The organism is Lysobacter sp. 22409 (assembly GCF_052045105.1).
GTDB lineage: Bacteria > Pseudomonadota > Gammaproteobacteria > Xanthomonadales > Xanthomonadaceae > Lysobacter > Lysobacter antibioticus_B.
Window position 1 is genome coordinate 1 of the sequence record NZ_JBQEOE010000032.1, and the last position, 15631, is coordinate 15631.

Annotated in this window: 10 protein-coding genes; 4 read left to right on the forward strand and 6 right to left on the reverse strand. The window is 67.8% G+C overall.

Annotated elements, in window-relative coordinates; all coding sequences use genetic code 11:
* Positions 1-426: 426 nt before the first annotated feature.
* Positions 427-1341 carry a LysR family transcriptional regulator gene (locus tag ACTJJK_RS15975; protein ID WP_031373137.1) on the reverse strand — a complete coding sequence of 305 codons (915 nt, stop codon included), beginning with the start codon at positions 1339-1341 and terminating at the stop codon, positions 427-429.
* Between the two features lie 101 nt (positions 1342-1442).
* Here ACTJJK_RS15975 and ACTJJK_RS15980 point away from each other — a divergent pair, with 101 nt between their 5' ends.
* Positions 1443-2696 (forward strand): MFS transporter, encoded by a 1254-nt coding sequence (locus ACTJJK_RS15980; RefSeq protein ID WP_440730685.1) that lies wholly within the window; start codon positions 1443-1445, stop codon positions 2694-2696.
* Between the two features lie 222 nt (positions 2697-2918).
* On the opposite strand, the gene ACTJJK_RS15985 is transcribed toward ACTJJK_RS15980, so the two are convergent.
* Complete coding sequence (locus tag ACTJJK_RS15985) at positions 2919-3824, reverse strand: LysR family transcriptional regulator (protein WP_031373139.1); 906 nt, start codon at positions 3822-3824, stop codon at positions 2919-2921.
* Positions 3825-3958: 134 nt separating this feature from the next.
* Here ACTJJK_RS15985 and ACTJJK_RS15990 point away from each other — a divergent pair, with 134 nt between their 5' ends.
* The 3 genes from ACTJJK_RS15990 to ACTJJK_RS16000 are packed head-to-tail and all read left to right on the forward strand — an operon-like array spanning position 3959 to position 7333.
* Positions 3959-5203: an SGNH/GDSL hydrolase family protein gene (locus ACTJJK_RS15990; protein ID WP_440730686.1), complete on the forward strand. Its 1245-nt coding sequence runs from the start codon at positions 3959-3961 to the stop codon at positions 5201-5203.
* 26 nt (positions 5204-5229) lie between these two features.
* Positions 5230-6261, forward strand: coding sequence for an aldo/keto reductase (locus ACTJJK_RS15995; RefSeq protein ID WP_440730687.1), 1032 nt, complete (start codon positions 5230-5232; stop codon positions 6259-6261).
* A 55-nt stretch (positions 6262-6316) separates the two neighbouring features.
* A complete protein-coding gene (locus ACTJJK_RS16000; protein ID WP_440730688.1) occupies positions 6317-7333 on the forward strand; it encodes a zinc-binding alcohol dehydrogenase family protein in 1017 nt (338 codons plus the stop codon).
* 91 nt (positions 7334-7424) lie between these two features.
* Here ACTJJK_RS16000 and fusA read toward each other — a convergent pair whose 3' ends face one another.
* The 4 genes from fusA to ACTJJK_RS16020 all read right to left on the reverse strand — a co-directional run bounded on the left by fusA (position 7425) and on the right by ACTJJK_RS16020 (position 15584).
* Positions 7425-9488, reverse strand: coding sequence for an elongation factor G (gene fusA, locus ACTJJK_RS16005; RefSeq protein WP_440730689.1), 2064 nt, complete (start codon positions 9486-9488; stop codon positions 7425-7427).
* A gap of 855 nt (positions 9489-10343) precedes the next feature.
* Positions 10344-13145 carry an AAA family ATPase gene (locus ACTJJK_RS16010; RefSeq protein ID WP_440730690.1) on the reverse strand — a complete coding sequence of 934 codons (2802 nt, stop codon included), beginning with the start codon at positions 13143-13145 and terminating at the stop codon, positions 10344-10346.
* Positions 13138-14130: a hypothetical protein gene (locus tag ACTJJK_RS16015; protein ID WP_440730691.1), complete on the reverse strand. Its 993-nt coding sequence runs from the start codon at positions 14128-14130 to the stop codon at positions 13138-13140. Before ACTJJK_RS16015 ends, ACTJJK_RS16010 begins: the two co-directional genes overlap by 8 nt.
* Complete coding sequence (locus ACTJJK_RS16020) at positions 14127-15584, reverse strand: hypothetical protein (RefSeq protein ID WP_440730692.1); 1458 nt, start codon at positions 15582-15584, stop codon at positions 14127-14129. The genes ACTJJK_RS16015 and ACTJJK_RS16020 overlap by 4 nt, the downstream gene beginning before the upstream one ends.
* Positions 15585-15631: the final 47 nt, after the last annotated feature.

Below are 15631 nucleotides of genomic sequence, written 5' to 3' on the forward strand. Positions count from 1 at the left end.
TTTCATACAAGCAAGATCAAACGATAAAAGCTTCCGCCACTAAAGCGGCGGGTTACTTTCTTTTGTCTAAAGCAACAAAATAAAGGTAACCAAAGAAAAATGCTTTCCTTTGAATCACAGGCCCGCACGCTCGGTGCATACGCGGGGATTTTTCATACGGGACATCCCTGTCCCGATGAAAAACGGCGCGCATCCTTGCGCGCCGCCCTCCGGGTCTTCGATTGCCTCCGCGAGTGCGAGACGGCGCACAGCAACGGCAACGGCCGCCGCTGCTCTTGGGTAGGAGCGGCGCAAGCCGCGACCGCGCCACAGCAGACTCGCGACGAAATCAGATGGCACCGGTTTTCACCGGAACGACGGAATACACGGGCAAAAGATAAGATCCGACAATCCCAAGAGGCCGCGATAGCGCCCCCTTCGCTCCCCTCACCCACCCCGCTCCCACGGCGGCACCTCGCCGAACCACTCGGCGAGAAAATCCACGAACACGCGCACCCGCGTCGGTACGAAACGGCGTTGCGGCATCACCGCGCTGATCGCGGTGTCGGGCAAGGTGTAATCGGGCAACACCCGCACCAATCGCCCGCTGCGCAGATCCTCATGCACGTGCCAGACCGAGAAGTGGGCGATGCCGAGGCCGGCGATCGCGGCGTCGCGCAGGACTTCGCCGAAGTTGCTCTCGAGGTGGCCGTTGACGCGCATGCTGGAGGCATGGCCGTCGCGGTCGAGCAGGCTCCAGTACTCCATGCGCCCCTGCGCGCCGACCAAGAGCAGGCATTCGTGGTCGGCCAGGTCCTGCGGTATGCGCGGGGCGACGCGACGCCGCAGGTAGTCGGGCGAACAGGCCAACACGCGGCGATTGTCGGCGAGCTTGCGCGCGACCAGGCTGGAATCGTCGAGCGGGCCGATCCGGATGGCGAGGTCCATGCCGGAACCGATCAGGTCCAGGCGCTCGTCGTTGAGGTTGACGCTGAGCCGCACCGCCGGATAGCGGCGCTGGAACTCCGGCAGCAAGGGCGAGATGTACATGCGCCCGAACGAGGCCGAGGTGGTCACGCGCAGGATGCCGCTCGGCTCGCTGCCGGCCTGGCGCAGGTCGGCGGTCAGGGCTTCGAGCTCTTCAATCACCGCGCGGCCGCGTTCGGCCAGGGCCGTGCCTTCGGCGGTGGCATGCAGTTGCCGGGTGGTCCGGTGCAACAGGCGCACGCCCAGGTCGCGTTCGAGCCGCTTCAGGCGTTGGCTGGCGACCGCGACCGACAGGTCGAGGCTGCGGGCGGCGGCGCTGATCGAGCCGAGGTCGAGCACGCGCAGGAACAGGCTGAGGTCGGCGATGCGGTCCATGACATTCTCAACGAATCGTTGATAGTGATTCGTCATCTTGGGCGTTTTTCCACAAGATGCAACGGCCTAGGCTGCCGCATCGTTTCCGCGGACACGCCGTCATGCATGCCTCCTCCCCCGCTACGCCTGCCGCCCGCCGCGGCCTGCCGGTCGCGCTGTACGCGCTGACCGTCGGCGCCTTCGGTATCGGCACCACCGAGTTCGTGATCATGGGCCTGCTGCTGCAGGTCGCCGCCGACCTGCAGGTCGGCCTGGCCGCGGCCGGGCTGTTGATCTCGGGCTACGCCCTGGGCGTGTTCGTCGGCGCACCGGTGCTGACCATCGCCACCGGGCGCATGCCGCGCAAGGCGGTGCTGGTAGCGCTGATGGTGATCTTCACCATCGGCAACATCGTCTGTGCGATCGCGCCGAACTACACCGTGCTGATGATCGCGCGGGTGATCACCTCGCTCGCCCACGGCACTTTCTTCGGCGTCGGCGCGGTGGTCGCGACCGGCCTGGTGCCGGCCGACAAGAAGGCCTCGGCGATCTCGATCATGTTCACGGGCCTGACCGTCGCCACCCTGCTCGGCGTGCCGGCCGGCGCCTGGCTCGGCCTGCACCACGGTTGGCGTTCGACGTTCTGGGCCGTGGCCGTGATCGGCCTGATCGCCACCGTCGTCATCGCCACCCTGGTGCCGAAAGAAAAGAAGGCGCCCGAACCCGTCGTGCTGCGCAAGGAAGTGAAAGCGGTGGTGCATCCGCAGGTGCTGCTCGGCTTGGCGATGACGGTGCTCGGCTTCGCCGGCGTGTTCACGGTCTACACCTTCATCCAGCCGATCCTGACCCGCATCAGCGGGTTCGGCGAGGCGGCGGTGTCGCCGATCCTGTTGGTGTTCGGCGTCGGCATGATCCTCGGCAACATCCTCGGCGGGCGCCTGGCCGACAAACGCCTCGCCCCGGCCTTGATCTCGACCCTGATCGCGCTGGCCGTCGTACTCGGGCTGATGACCTTCGCCCTGCACAACCAGATCGCCGCGATCGCCTTCGTCGGCCTGCTCGGCGTCGCCGCGTTTGCGACGGTGTCGCCGCTGCAGCTGTGGGTGCTGCAGAAGACCGATCCGGCTGGGCAGAACCTGGCATCCAGCCTCAACATCGGCGCCTTCAACCTCGGCAACGCGCTCGGCGCCTGGCTCGGCGGCGCGGTGATCGAATACGGCCCCGGCCTCGGTGCGGTGACCTGGGTCGCGGCCTTGGTGACGCTGTCGGGCCTGGTGTTGGCGGTGTGGGCGGCGCGCTTGGATGTGCCCGGGCGGACGGCGATGGCCGTGGGCAAGGAAAGCGACGACGCGGTTGCCGCGTGCGCGGCGGGTTGAGTGTTGCCCGTCGTGCGCGTGCCGTTACACGTGCGTGCTTTCGCTGTTGCCCGTTATCCCCGCCTAGGCGGGGATGACGGGATGCGCTTGCGAGCCACTGGCTCGCGCATCAGTGAACGCCAGGGCGCTGTGCGCCCTGGCCGGGCCGCAGAGACTTCAGAGCCATGTCGCGGTAAAGCCCTGGATTCCCGCCTACGCGGGAATGACGGTAATCCCGACTCATCACTCCACCGCGAAAAACCCCGGCGACTGCGTCAGCCGCTCGCCGAGGAACTGCAGGAACACGCGGGTGCGCAGCGGCTGATAGCGGCGCGACGGATACAACAGGAAGGCCTCGTGCGGCGAGGCCTTCCATTGCGGCAACACCCAGGCCAACTCGCCGCTGTCGATCAGATCCTGCACCAGCCAGGCCGGCGCCAATCCCAGGCCGCTGCCGATCAGGAAACTTTCGCGAATGCCGAGCGAGTTGTTGATGCGGTAGCGGCCGTTGGCGCTGAGCTTGACCGTCTCGCCATCGGGGCCGTGCAGTTCGTAGTGCTCGCTGGCCCAGGCGAAGCGCAGGTAGTTGTGCGCGAGCACGTCCTGCGGCCGTTCGATCCTGGGATGGCTGCGCAGATAGCCGACCGACGCGACCAGGCCGCGCGGCGACACCGCGACGCGACGCGCGACCACATTCGGCGGCAAGGTCGCGCCGAGCCGCAAGGCGATGTCCATGCCCTCTTCGACCAGATCGACGAAACGGTCGTTGAGGATCAGCTCGATCTCGATCTGCGGGTACAGCGCGAGGAACTCCTGCACCAGGCGGTTCATGCGCAGCACGCCGACGCTGACCGGCGCGCTGACCCGCAACAGGCCGGCCGGGGTTTCGGTGGAGCCGCGCGCGTCGGCGACGGCCTCGCCGTATTCCTCCAACACCCGCCGCGCGCGTTCGTAGAACCGCCGGCCTTGTTCGGTCGGGGCGAGGTGGGTGGTGCTCCGTTGCAGCAGGCGCACGCCGAGGTCCTGTTCGAGTGCGGCGACGATCTTGCTGACCGTCGGCTGGGTCGTGTGCTGTTCGCGCGCGACCGCCGACAGGCTGCCGAGTTCGACCGCGCGCACGAAGGTCTGCATGGAGCGGAGGGTGTCCACGGGGACCTCGCTGTCGTTTCGGCAAGTCATTCCAATATGGAATGGGCTATATGCGATTTTGCCTTCTACCGGCCAGATTCGGAAGAACCTAACTTGAGCCCCGTCGAATCCGCGACGCCTGCCGAACCCAAGCCATGAAGACTTCCCTGCTCAAGCCCCTGACCGCCGCACTGCTGGCCGTCGCTTTCATCGCCCCCGCCCAGGCCGCCGACGCCGCCCACTGGGTCGGCACCTGGAGCGCCAGCCCGCAGCCGACCTTGGCCCCCGATTTCGTCCTGCCCAACGGCGCCCCCGCCGAGCTGCGCGACCAGACCCTGCGCCAGGTCGCGCGGGTCAGCGTCGGCGGCTCGCGGGTCCGCATCGAGCTGTCGAACGCCTACGGCGACCGCCCGGTGACCATCGGCGCGGCGCATATCGCCCGCAGCGCCGGCGCTGCCGGCATCGAGACCGGCAGCGACCGCGCCCTGAGCTTCGGCGGCCAGCCGTCGGTGACGATCCAGCCCGGCGCGCCGGTGCTCAGCGATCCGGTCGAACTGGAGGTCGCCGCGCTCGGCGAGGTCGCGGTGAGCCTGTACCTGCCGCAGGCCACGCCGCTCCAGAGCTTCCATTGGGAAGGCCGCCAGGACGCTTACCTCGTCGCCGGCAATCGCGTCGCCGACGCCGTCTTGGCGAAGGGACAGGTGCTGCAGACGCGTCCCTGGCTCAGCGGCGTGGTCGTCGACGCGCCACGCCCGACCCGCAGCGTGATCGCGCTCGGCGATTCGATCACCGACGGCGCCGGTTCCACGCCGAACCGCAACCAGCGTTGGCCCGACGCACTTGCTGCACGTTTGGCGCAACGCGACATCGCCGTGCTCAACGCCGGCATCTCCGGCGGCCAGGTGCTCAACGACGGCATGGGCGTCAGCGCCCTCGCCCGCTTCGAGCGCGACGTGCTCGGGCGCAAGGCCGATGCCGCGATCGTCTTGCTGGGCATCAACGACATCGCCTGGCCCGGCAGCAGCTTCGAACCCAAGCGCGAGGCCATGAGTGCCGAGCGCCTGATCGCCGGCTACCGGCAACTGATCGCCCGCGCCCGCACCCAGTCGGTGCGGATCGTCGGCGCGACGCTGACGCCATTCGAAGGCGCGCTCGAAGGTTCGCCGGTCCACGGCTATTACGACCTCGACAAAGACCGCGTGCGCCAGACGGTGAACGAATGGATCCGCAGCAGCGGCGAGTTCGATGCGGTGGTCGATTTCGATGCGGTCGTCCGCGACCCGCAGCACCCCGCGCGTTTCCTGCCGGCCTACGACTCCGGCGACCACCTGCACCCCGGCGACGCCGGCTACCGCGCGATGGCCGCAGCCATCGACGAAGCCCTGTTGTTCGGCCGCTGATTCCCCTTTCCCACGAGGACACCACCATGGATTACCGCACACTCGGCCGCTCCGGCTTCAAGGTTTCCGCACTCGGCTTCGGCGCCGGCACCTTCGGCGGCAAAGGCCCGCTGTTCAGCGCCTGGGGCAATACCGACACCGACCAGGCACGCCGCCTGGTCGACCTGAGCCTCGAGGCCGGGGTCAACTTTTTCGACACCGCCGACGTCTATTCTGACGGCGCCTCCGAATCGATTCTCGGCGCCGCGATCAAGGGCCGTCGCGACGAGGTCGTGTTGTCGACCAAGCTGACCCTGCGCGCCGGCGATGGCCCCAACGATGTCGGCGCCTCGCGTCACCATTTGCTGCGCGCCACCGACAAGGCGCTCAAGCGCCTCGATACCGACTACATCGACCTGCTGCAGCTTCATCACTTCGATGCGATGACGCCGGTCGAAGAGGTGATGTCGACGCTCGACGACCTGGTCCGCGCCGGCAAGGTGCGCTACATCGGCGCGTCGAACTTTTCCGGCTGGCAGCTGATGAAATCGCAGGCCGTCGCCGACCGTTACGGTTACTCGCGCTTCGTCGCCAACCAGACCTATTACTCGCTGATCGGCCGCGACTACGAATGGGAGCTGATGCCGCTCGGCCAGGACCAGGGCGTCGGCGCAGTGGTGTGGAGCCCGCTCGGCTGGGGCCGCCTGACCGGCAAGATCCGCCGTGGCCAGCCGCTGCCCGAAGGCAGCCGCCTGCACGATACCGAAGGCTTCGCCCCGCCGGTCGACCCGGAGCGTTTGTACCGCGTGGTCGATGCGCTCGACGAGATCGCCGCCGAGACCGGCAAGAGCGTGCCGCAGATCGCCTTGAACTGGCTGCTGCAACGGCCGACCGTGTCGACCGTGCTGATCGGCGCGCGCAACGAGGAGCAATTGCGGCAGAACCTCGGCGCGATCGGCTGGAACCTCGATGCGGCGCAGATCGCGAAACTCGACGCAGCCAGCGCCGTCACACCGCCCTACCCTTACTACCCGTACTGGAACGGACAATTCGCCGAACGCAATCCGGCACCGGTCTGATCCCCACTCGCCCTCACCCCCTCATCGCCACATCTCGTCCCGTCCCGGAGTCCTCATGAAAGCCGTCGCCCTGACCCGTTACCTGCCCATCGACGATCCGCAGTCGCTGCTCGACGTCGACCTGCCCGCGCCGAACGCGAGCGGCCACGACCTGCTGGTGCGGGTCGAGGCCATCTCGGTCAACCCGGTCGACACCAAGGTGCGCTCGCCCAAGCCGCAGGTCGAAGCGCAGCCGCGCGTGCTCGGCTACGACGCCGCCGGCGTGGTCGAAGCCGTCGGCGAAGCGGTCACCCGCTTCAAGGTCGGCGACCGCGTCTACTACGCCGGCGACATCACCCGTCCCGGCACGAACAGCGAGTTGCATCTGGTCGACGAACGCATCGTCGGCGCGGCGCCGAAGTCGCTGAGCGCAGCCGAAGCCGCGGCGCTGCCGCTGACCGCGATCACCGCCTGGGAACTGTTGTTCCAGCGCATGCCCTACGACAGCGAACACGGCGGCCGCGGCAAGACCTTACTGGTCATCGCCGGTGCCGGCGGAGTCGGCTCGATCGCTATCCAGATCGCCAAGCGCGCCGGCTTCCGCGTCGTCGCCACCGCCTCGCGTGCGGAAACGGTCGAATGGTGCCGGCGCATGGGCGCCGATGAAGTGGTCGATCATCGCCAGCCGCTGGCGCCGCAGTTGCAGGCGCTCGGCATCGAACAGGTCGATGCCGCGCTCAATCTGGCCGATACCGATCGTTACTGGGAGGTGCTCGGCGAACTGCTCGCGCCGCAAGGCCACGTGGGCCTGATCGTCGAACCGAGCGGCGCCTTGAAGATCGGCGACCCCTACAAGGCCAAGTGCATCGGCATCCACTGGGAAATGATGTTCGCGCGCCCGCGCTTCCGCACCGCCGACATGATCGAACAAGGCCGCTTGCTCGACCGCGTCGCCGAACTGATCGACGCCGGCGAACTCAAGGGCACGCACACGCAGACCCTCGGCAAGATCGATGCGCAGACTTTGCGAGAGGCGCATCGCCGCCTGGAGTCGGGGACTACGATCGGGAAGGTGGTGTTGGCGGGTTGGTGAGGGGTACGCCCCTTAGTCACCGAGGCAAAACGCTGAAGTCTCTTGGGGCCGGCATGCCGGCCCCTTCCCATTCCTCTTTATCGACTCGGCTTCATGCCGCTTTCGGCGCCGAGCGCGCTTCTTCGTAGCTGTCGAACACCATCGAGGCCGAGGCCCGGCCCTGCGTCAACGAACGAAGGGTGGTCGTATAGCCCGACAACTGCGCCAACGGCGCACGCGCGGTGACGTCGGTCCGGTTGCCCTTGTCCTCGATCGACAGCACGCGTCCGGAACGCCGCTGCAGGTCGCCGACCACATCGCCGACGTTGCCGGCAGGCGTGTCGACGACCAGCGCCATGACCGGTTCGAGCAAGGTCGTGCCGGCCAAGGCCAACGCCGCCTTCAGCGCGTCCGACGCGGCACGCTGGAACGCCAGTTCCGACGAATCCACCGCATGCGTCTCGCCGTCCACCAGGCTGACGCTGAGGCCGACCACCGGGTAGCCGCGCGGGCCTTCCGCCAGCGCCGCACGCAGGCCCTTCTCGGTCGCGGCGACGAAGTTTCTCGGCACCACGCCGCCGCTGGTGCGGTCGACGAACTCAAACTGACCGTCGCTGCGCGGCGTCACATCGATCACCACGCGCGCGAACTGGCCGGAACCACCGTTCTGCTTCGACAGCTTGCCTTCCACGCCCGACACCGGCTTGCTCGGTGTTTCCTGGTAAGCCACGCGCGGCGAACCGGTGCGCACCTCGACGTTCCACTCCTGGCGCAGGCGCTCGACCATGACGTCGAGATGCAGCTCGCCCATGCCCCACACCAGCGTTTCGCCAGTCTCGGCATCCGTGCCGACGCGGAACGACGGGTCCTCCTGGGCCAAGCTCGCCAGGCCCTGTCCGAGACGGATCAGGTCGCTGGCCTTGCCGGCCGTCAGACGCCACGACAACACCGCCGGCTGGGCCTGGATCGAGTCCAGCACCAGCTTGTGTCCGACGCCGCTGAGGCTTTCGCCGCTGACCGCGTCCTTCCATCCCGCCACCGCGACGATCTCGCCGGCATAGGCCACCTCGACGTCCTGGCCGCGGTTGGCCTGCACCACCTGCAAGCGACCGACGCGTTGCGCGCGCCCGCGTCCCGAAGCCCACACCGTGTCGCCGACCCGCAAGGTGCCGGAGTACAGCCGGATGAACGACAGCGCGCCGTGCTCCTGGTGCACGATCTTGAACAACAGACCGCTCAGCGGGCCGGTCGCGTCGGCCGCGAGGGACACCTCGCCGGCTTCGCTTTCGGCCTGCACCGCAGGACGGTCCAGAGGCGACGGCAGGTAATCGACGATCGCGTCCAACAGCGTTTCCACGCCCTTGTTCTTGAACGCCGAGCCGGCCAGCACCGGCGTGCCCGCGCCTTTCAAGGTGGCGCGTCGCAGCGCCGCCTTGAGCAGCGCGGCATCGATGGCGCGCGCGTCGAGGAAGGCCTCGGCGAGCTCGTCGTCGTGGTCGGCGACCTGTTCGATCAGGCGGTTACGCAGCGGCGCGTACTCGGCGGCCTCTGCGTCGCTCCAGGCGCGCCGCAGGCTCGCGCCGGCGTCGTCCCACAGCACCACGCTGCGATCGACCAGATCGACCCAACCGCGCAACTCGCTTTCCGCGCCGAGCGGCCGACCGATCGGCCACGGCGTCGCATCGAGCTTGTCGCGCATCTGCGCGAGCACGAGATCGAACGAGGCGCCGACGCGGTCCATCTTGTTGACGAACGCGATCGAGGGCACGCCGTGGCGACGCGCCTGGCGCCACACGGTTTCCGATTGCGGCTGCACGCCGTCGACCGCACTGAACACGGCGACGGCACCGTCGAGCACGCGCAGGGAACGTTCCACTTCGATCGCGAAATCGATATGTCCCGGGGTGTCGATGATCGTCAGCCGGTGTTCGGCCTGGTCCTGCGGCGTCCAGAAGGTCTGCACCGCGGCCGCGCCGATGGTGATGCCGCGACGCTGTTCGATCTCGGTGTAGTCGGTGGTCGCCGCGCCGTCGTGGACTTCGCCGACGCGATGGATGGCGCCGGTTTTCCACAACAAGCGTTCGGTCAGCGTGGTCTTGCCGGCGTCGACGTGCGCGATGATGCCGAGGTTGCGCCAGCGGGAGGGGGTGGAAACGTTACGAAGCGTGGTGTTCATGAGAATGCTTGCCTTGTTGCCAACATGGGAGGCCGCGCGTCCCTGTTGGCTACGGGGCGCGCGGCTAGGTTTGGGTTTCGGCCGTGGAATTCATGGCACGTTCTCCTTGGTTTTCCGGGCATTGCAGTGAAGGGAATCCGACGCGGGAACCTGTTCGGTCCGGGCCGGCGAAAAACAGCGGGCAATAAAAAAGCACCCTTGCGGGTGCTCTGTTCTGGTGTGGCTTCGATCGGTCGATTACATCGACCCGGAACCGAAGATCACAGGAGGCAGGCGCACCCGGCCCGCGCTCTCGCGCTGGGCTTGCAGCGATATCAGTAGCGGGAACGACTTCATGGATGCGGTGCGACTGCGGTTTTGGGTGTGCATAGAGTAAGGCCGGCGCGTCAGGAGTCAATCGGATTGGGGCCAGGACTGGTGGGATTTATCGTTCCACCCGATGCACAAAGCACGGGCCGCATCGTCTGCCTTCGAAGGTACGTAGCGGGCGCGGACCATTGCCCCCTTTGAGAAGGGGGCGAGCGCTCGACGCGGGCTTCGCTGCGGAGTGAGATTCGGAGCGCGGGGGATTTGCTTTGGCTTTGGCTGTAGGAAAAGCAAAAGCAAATCCCCCCTACCCCCCTTTTCCAAAGGGGGGAATAGCAGGAGCGGAGCCCGCGTTTACGCCAACCATTGCCCCCTTTGCAAAAGGGGGCGAGCGCCCGTCGTGGGCCTCGCTGCGGAGTGAGATTCGGGGCGCGGGGGATTTGCTTTGGCTTTGAGAGGGCCAAAGAAAATCCCCCCTTTTTCGAAAGGGGGGAACAGCAGAAGTTGAGGGGCGGGTAGCGAAACCGAGGCGGCACCGCCGCCTCGCGATTACGCCGCCTTGTCTTCGACCTTGCGCTTCAGCACGGCCACCGCTTCCGCCCAAGGGTTGCCGCCGCGACGCTTGCTGGTCGCCAAGACCAGGTCCGAGGGCTCGAACACGTTGAGGTTGTGGGTGATCGGCGTGGTCAGGATGTACTGCGCATCGGTGGCGCGCAGGAAGCGGCCGACCTTCTCGATGTTGAACACGTCCAGATGGGCGAAGGGTTCGTCGATGAAGACGAAGCCGCCCGGCTGGTCTTCGTCGCGCAACAAGGCCACCAGCAGCAACAGGGACTTCATGACCTGCTGTCCGCCCGAGGCTTCGCCGTCGTCGAGGCCGATCCAGCCCTTGCGATCGAAATCGAAGCGCACCGACAGGCCGGCCTGGGCCAGGGCGACATCGTCGTTGGCCAGTTCGGGCATGTCGGCGTCGACGCCGATGCCGGCGAGTTCGCCGAGCGCGGCAAGGTTCTTCTTGTAGCGGCGCACGGTGGCGCGCAACACGTTGATGTAGGCGCCACGCGCTTCCTGGGTGAGGCGCTTGGCGCGTTCCAGATGCGATTCGCGACGGCCGATGGAGTTCTCCAGTTCGCCATGATCGGCCGCGATCTTGTCGCGCAACGGGATGCAGGACTCGTCGTCGACGAAACCGCCGCGGGAAAGACGGTCGTCCATGCGCTCGATCTCGCGGCGCACCGCCGAGGCGCTTTCGTACTCTTCGCGTGCGGCGGCGAGCGCGACGGCGCTGCGCCAGGCCTCCGGCATCATCGCGCGCTTGCGGCGGTAGTCGAGGATGCGTTGGATCAGACTCTGGCGTTCGCCGTTGATCTGCTGTGCGCGTTCGCGCAGCTCGCGGGCGAGCGCGTCGATCTGACCCTGGCGCTTGGCCGCGGCGATGCCTTCGGCCTTGTCCTGCTCGGCGGCCTCGTCGATCTTGGCGCGTGCCTGGGCCAGCGCCGCGGCGGCTTCGGCGGCAGCCTCGGCGAGACCGGGCAGCCGCGCCTGGGCATCGGCGAATTCGGCCGCGCGGGTAACCAGTTCCTGCGCCGCATCGAGCCCCATCAGGCGCGATTGCTCGGCGTCGACGCGCTGGCTCAGTTCCTGCAGCTCGGCCTCGCGCGCCTGGCTGCGCTGGGCGATCGCGGCGAGTTCGGCGCGCAACTCGGCCAGGTGCGATTGACGCGCACCGGTGCCGAAGTGGTGCTGAGTGCCGCCGATATGGCGGCCGCCTCGGCTTTCGCGCAGATAGCCCTTCTGGGTGATCCAGTCCTGCCCGGCCGGCAAGCGCGAGCCGTGTTCGATGTCGGTGACGCGGCGAATGCGGTCGAGCTGGCGCGGCAACCACGCCGGCGGGTCGGCCGAGAAGCGCACGACTTCGAGCAAGGTGCCGGCGCCGGCCTTCGGCACCGGCGCGCGTTCGGCGACGATGAAGTGGCGATACTGCTGGCTTTCGCCGAACTTCCAGGCGACGCGCGCGTCCTTGGGGTTCTCCAGCACCAGCAGATGCCGGTACGGCGCCAGCACGGCCTCGATCGCGACCGACCATTGCGGATCGGTGATCTCGACCAGTTCGGTCAGCACATGGTGCTTGATGCCGGCCTGGTCGAGGCCGGCGCGGAAATCGCGCTCGAACGGCTCGATGATGCGGCCGCCGCCGCTGAGGGCGGCGATCTGCGCGGAAATCTCGCCGCTGCGCTTGCGGTCGCGCTCGGCTTCGAGCTTGAGCTCGGCCTGGCGGCGACGGCCGTTCTCGACGCTGGCGCTGAGCGCCTCGACGTCGATGGCGCCGCGCTGCGCCTGCAGCTTGGCCAGTTCGTCGCGGCGCTTGACCAGCATCTCGGCGTCGCGCGCGGCGTCGCGGGCCTGGGTGAAGGCCTGTTCGCTGGCCGTCACCTGGCGGCGCGCTTCGCGCATCGCTTCCTGCAGCACGTCGCGGCCGGTCGCGGCGATGGCGTCCTGCGCGCGCATCTCTTCCAGCACCCGCTCGCGTTCGCGCAAAGCGCGGCGCAAACCGGTCAAACGCGGCTTGGCGCCGTCGATCACCGCGCGCTGATCGGCCAGTTCGACCTTCGGCGCGATTTCGCTTTCCAGGCGCTGGCGCTGATTGCGCAAGGCATTGCCTTCCTCGAACGAACGCACGTCGGCCTTGGCCGATTCCAGGCGCAGATGCAGGCCGGCCAGGTCCTGGCCGAGCTGCTGCAGTTCCTTCTCGACGTCGAACTGCTCGGTGCGGGCGCGCTGGTAATCGTCGAGCACGGCCTTGTCTTCGAACACGTCGAAGATCAGCTGCAGCAATTCGCGCGGCGAGTACTGGCAGAGCTTGTCGGTCGCGCCCTGCTCCAGGGTCAACACGCGGCAGATCGCGCGGGTCAGGCCGGCACCGGCCAGGCGCACACGGTAGTCGCGCACCCCCAACCATTCGCCGCCCTGCTCCAGGGTTTCCACCGGCGTGTCGCCGGCGACGATCTGGTAGTCGCGGCTCCAGTCGCCGCCGCGCTTGCGGATGCGGCAGGCCAGGGTGACCACGTCGTCCTTGATCGGAAAGAACGGGCGGCCGCCGCGCCGGTCGGGGCGGTTGCTGACCACCGCGCGCAACCAGGCATACGGCTTGCCGTTATGGCGCAGATAAGTCTTGTAGTCGCGCGCGGTGTCGCGATCCTCGATCGCGAGCAGGGTGCGCAACGCATCGAGCAAGGTGGTCTTGCCCGAGCCGTTGGGCCCGACCACGGTGACGATGGACGCATCCAGCGGCAGTTGGAAGCGCTGCCAGTAGTCCCAGTGCACGACTTCGAGCGAGCGGAATTCAAACATCGGCCGCGGCCTCCTCGTCGTGTTTCAGTTCGGTGGACGCAATCGCTTCGTCGTCGCTGTCGGCGTCGGCCGCGTCGTCGCTTGCGACGGTCTGTGCGTCCGCATCGCCTTCCGCTTCGATATCGGCTTCGACACCGTCGCCATCGGCCGCATCGGCTTCATCCGTGGCGAGCTCCGGCAACGGCTCCGCCGCGTCGGCGTCGAGCGCCATCGCGGATTCGTATTCGGCGTTCGCCTCGGCATAGGTGTCGAGGTCGGAATAGATGCCGGCCTCGATGTCGGCCAGCAGCGCCGCGTCGGCTTCGGCTTCGGCCGCGCTCTCGCCTTCGGGTTCGGCGTTTTCGGCGCTGTAGTGGCGCGCTTCGGCGACGACGAAGGACAACGCGCCGTTCATGACCCGGCCGGCGATGCGTTCGTAATCCAGGGCCAGATCCAACAACGGCCCCTCATGGATGCGTTCCTTGCGGCGGACGATGAAGCCCTGCCGCGCCAGCGAACCCAGGTTGAACTGGATACGGGTCTTGCCGCCGAGCTTTTCGCCGAAGTCGGCGAGCAAGGTGCGCTCGTTGATCGGCTCCACCACTTCGGCGCCGACCGGAATCGGCTTGAGCTCGGCGAACATCTGCTCCTGGTCCTGATCGCGATCGGCCTGTTGGCGCGCGATCTGGCGCTGGCGCTTGGGCAGCACCAACAGCGCCCACAGCACCACCAACAGCGCGACGGCGTCGCGGTCGAGTTGCAGGTTGGTCGAGGACCAGGCCTTGGCGCTGCCGAACACCGCCGATTCCTGCGGGCGGGCGATGCCGACGGCGATGTTGGCGGCGTAAGGATGTTCGAGCAGGCGCATGCCGGCCGCGGCGAGGCGGCGGTCGAGGTCGTTGCGCTGTTCGGCGTCGGTCAGCAGTTCGCGGACCGCTGCGTCGTCGCGCGGCAGCCAACGCTCGGCGATGAGGCGCGCGATCAAAGAGGCGATGGGATCGTTCATCGGGTGTCTGCGGTGTCCTTGGTCGCTTTGGCGCGCTTGCCCGAAGGCGCGGCGCCGCGCCCGGAGGCGGTCTTCTTGGGTTTGGCCGCGGCCTTGCGTTCGTCGGTGGACGCGTCGCCGCCGTCGGGGGTTTCGTGCTTCGCCGCGCGTTTGCGCGGTGCGCGCGCGGCCAGTCGCATTTCCTCGCTGATCGCTTCGAGGCGGCCGCGGCTCATATAGGCCACGCCGGCGCGATCGACGATCTCGAATTCGGGCTCGACCCTCCACGACAACGGCAAGCGCGCCATCGAGGCGCTGACGCCGTTGCGGTTCTCGGCGCCGGGATCGCCGATCAGGCCGAGCAAAGACAAGCGATAGGCGCTGATCGAGAAACTGTCCTGCGGCACCACGTCGATCAATTCGGAAGCGTCGCCGGTCAGCGACATCAGCTCGTCCAGCCAACGCTCGGCGAACTGGAAGTCGGTAGCCGCGGCCGGCGAGGCGTCGGTATCCGGTGCGGCCTGCGCCGGCGGCAGCGACTGGTCTTCGCGCGCTTCGCGCTCGCGTTCGACCAGTTCGTACTCGGCCACGTCGAGCGCGATCGGCGCCAGCATGAAAGCCGGGATCGCCGAACGCGCGAGCACGTCGTCGGCATGCGCGGCGAGCGCCTCGATGTCGAGCCCGCGCAAATAGCGGTTGACGTCCGAGGACGACAGTCCGCTCGCGCCGAGGTGCACGCGATGACGGTCGAGCTGGCTCAGCGCGCGCTGGAACACCGAGGCCTGGCGCAGCATCGCGCTCTGGGCGCGGCCGATCTGCTGGGCGACGCGGTGGGTGTGGCTGTCGAGTTCGACGTCCGAGGAAATCTCTTCGACGATCTCGGTGCCCTTCTCGATCCAGCGCCAGGCCGACTGCAAGGTGCCGGCGGCGCGCTGGATGCGGTGTTCGGAACCGCTGAGCACCGCCTGGTCGAAGTCCTCGCGCAACTCGTTGAGGCGCGACAGCAGATGTTGCAGATCGTCCGAACGCACCCGGCCGACCGCCTGGCCGGCGGCGATCTGCGCGGTGACGTAGGCCAGTTCGTCGCCTTCGCGGTTGAACTGCAGCAGCAGGCCGATCGACGCCAGCGCCTGGCGCCCGACCGGGCTGATGCGGTAACGCTGGGTTTCGCCGTCCCACAGCAACAGGTCGTTCTCGCGCAGGCGGCCGATCACGGTGTCGAACTTGACCGGGTCGAGGTAGCCGAAGTGCTCGCGCAGTTCCTGCGGTGTCCAGTCCGGGGCCTGGCCGCGCTCGCCGATGGCGCGCAGCACCAGCAGCCGCACCATCACCGATTCTTCGCCGCCGTGGAACAGGGTCGAGAACGCGCGCAGCAGATCGCGCGCGCCCAGCAGCGGCTGCAGCTCGGGCAGGTCGGCGGCGACGATGTCGGCGCGCAGGTAATCCTGGAGGCTGTGGTCTGGGGCGGCGTCCATGAACTCGGGACTACGGAGGGTCGGGCATGTTCGGCGATGGGTCCGGT